The organism is Clostridium tunisiense TJ, assembly GCF_000300195.1.
Lineage (GTDB): Bacteria > Bacillota > Clostridia > Clostridiales > Clostridiaceae > Clostridium_J > Clostridium_J tunisiense.
In genome coordinates, this window is record NZ_AMQH01000035.1 from 1 (window position 1) to 2,537 (window position 2,537).

At 27.8% G+C, this 2,537-nt stretch carries 1 protein-coding gene and 1 rRNA gene; both read right to left on the reverse strand.

The genetic code is table 11. From position 1 onward, the window contains the following. Positions 1–769 precede the first annotated feature (769 nt). A complete protein-coding gene (locus C661_RS0120785) occupies positions 770–1,783 on the reverse strand; it encodes an ABC transporter ATP-binding protein (protein ID WP_017417242.1) in 1,014 nt (337 codons plus the stop codon). A gap of 640 nt (positions 1,784–2,423) precedes the next feature. Then, positions 2,424–2,537: ribosomal RNA gene (gene rrf, locus C661_RS0120790) — 5S ribosomal RNA — on the reverse strand; the annotation flags it as partial.

Here is a 2,537-nt window from a genome sequence, read left to right on the forward strand (position 1 = left end):
TTTTGTGAACTTATCGTTCACTAAGAATCATTTCTGATTCGGAATTAACTGGTTTTACCTTTTTCTCTGTTTAATTTTCAAAGACCAATTTGTTATCATCACTATCTGACGACTTTTATATTTTATCACTTTTTTGAAATTTTGTCAACTTTTTTCTTCTTCCCAATATTACTATTAACTAAATTAAAAGATGATCTAATTTCAAGTGATTAACTTTGCCACTTATTAGGGACAAGACATATCTTATCATAAATAAATTACCTAATCTAGAAATAACATGTTATTAAATGAATTTTTATGGTTAATTCTTTATTTTTATCTTATTTCCTCATTTTTTCTACTAAGGATACACTTGGTGCAGTTATATTAGAACTTATCAATTTGATGAAGATGTTTAGTCTTATATCACAAAACTATATCATAATATTTATTTTTTACTTAACTAGTGTATTTACCAAAAGTAAACCCACTTTAGAAGTCAAGTAACTTATAACATACTCTTAGCTCCCCTAAAAATTTGCTTATTTAAATTAATTTTAAAATATTATTTATATATAACCTTCATTAACAAACTTTGAATTTATACAAGAAATATGCTGACAACATTAAAACATGATCAATTGAAAATATAAACTCCTTAATTAAGAGTTTTTAACTAAGCTACCATTTAATCTGGGATCACTCTATGCCTTAGCAAATTTTACTATAACAAAAATAAAATACTATAATAAATATCTACATAATACTCTAGATTAATATTAATACTTACTTAATAAATATTGATATAATTAATATTTATTCTAAGATATACCGTATCACCAATCTCAAAAGAACTATTAGTAGAACTTACTTTAACATCTACTCCCTTACCTAAAACTACACTGTACAAATTATTCCTGCCTCCATATTTTTTAGTAACTATTGTGCCATAAACTTCAGATTTTTCCCTGCTTAATTCTATTTCATCGTACCTTACCCTGAAAATTACCTTATCGTTATTTTTAGATTCTGTGATAAAATCACCCACTATACTTTTTAATACTGCATTTTCAACTTTTCCTTCTATATAGTTAGCCTCACCAATAAAATCTGAAAGTTCTTTCGTTAGTGGTTTCTTATAAATTTCTGCTGGAGTTCCAAATTGTTTCAATTGCCCTTCCATTATCACTGCAACTTTATCGGACACCATGAAGGCTTCTTCCTTATCATGAGTTACTAAAATCATAGTAATTTCTAACTTTTTTTGAAGTTCCAGTACAAATTCTCTCATATCTTCTTTAAGATTTGCATCTAAATTGGAAAAAGGTTCATCAAGTAGTAATACTTTAGGGCTAATTATAAGAGCCCTTGCTAATGCCACCCTTTGTTTTTGTCCCCCCGAAAGCTCTGAAGGATAATTTTTTCCTTTATCCTCTAATTGGACTAACTTAAGCATTTCTTTAATCTTTTTATCTCTTTCACTCTTATTTATCTTTCTAACTTTTAATCCAAATTCAATATTTTCTGATATAGTCATATGAGGAAAGAGACCATAATCTTGAAAAACAATTACTGCATTTCTCTTATTACTATCTACAAGGGTATAATCTTCACCATTAAAGAAAACTTGTCCTTCATCAGGGGTAAGTAATCCCGATATAATTCTAAGAAGGGTAGTTTTCCCACAACCAGAAGGTCCTAAAAGAGATAGAATTTCACCTTCATTTATTTCCATAGTAATATTCTTTAAAACTTGTTTCCTACCAAAAATCTTATTTATATTTTTCAATTTTAACTGAGCCAAAAATTTCACCTCCTTAAATATAAAACAAGTCTCCACGGTTATAATCTTATTTTATGTTTCCTTTATTCTATATATATCGTTGTATTTCAATAAATAATATTATACCACCAGCACCTATTAACATAACTGATTTAAACACAATAAAAAAACATCCTAAAGAAATTTTATATACTCTTCTGTAATCTCAGCCAGTTTAGTCTTATAATAAAAGACCTTATTTACACTTTCCTATGCTATGTCACCAATTATAAGAAATATCATTGTTATGTTCCAAACTATCTTTTATATTTAACCCTTTGGACATTCTACTATTTATTGTTCACATAAACTATATGAAAATGGAACTATGATATCAATACTTTTTTCCTTTACTACCTCATTGAAACTACTTTGTCTTATTGCAATATTCTTCAATCATTAAATAATTACCTTCACATTCTATATTATACATTACTCTTCATATAGATTTAATTCCTTATAAGAAATTAATGAATCCTCCAGTACCCTATTAGAGAATAAACTTACTTGTTTTTTTGTAATCATAACATAGAAATTAAATTTATTAAAATATCACTGTGCTATACCAAAATAAAAAAAGACACTAAGTGATAACTTAGTGTCTTTCATTTAGTACTATAGTACCTGGCGACCACCTACCCTCCCACAAAGTCTCCCTTGCAGTACTCTTGGCCGTTTAGATCTTAACCTTCGTGTTCGGTATGGGAACGGGTGTATCTTCTAAACGCATCATCAC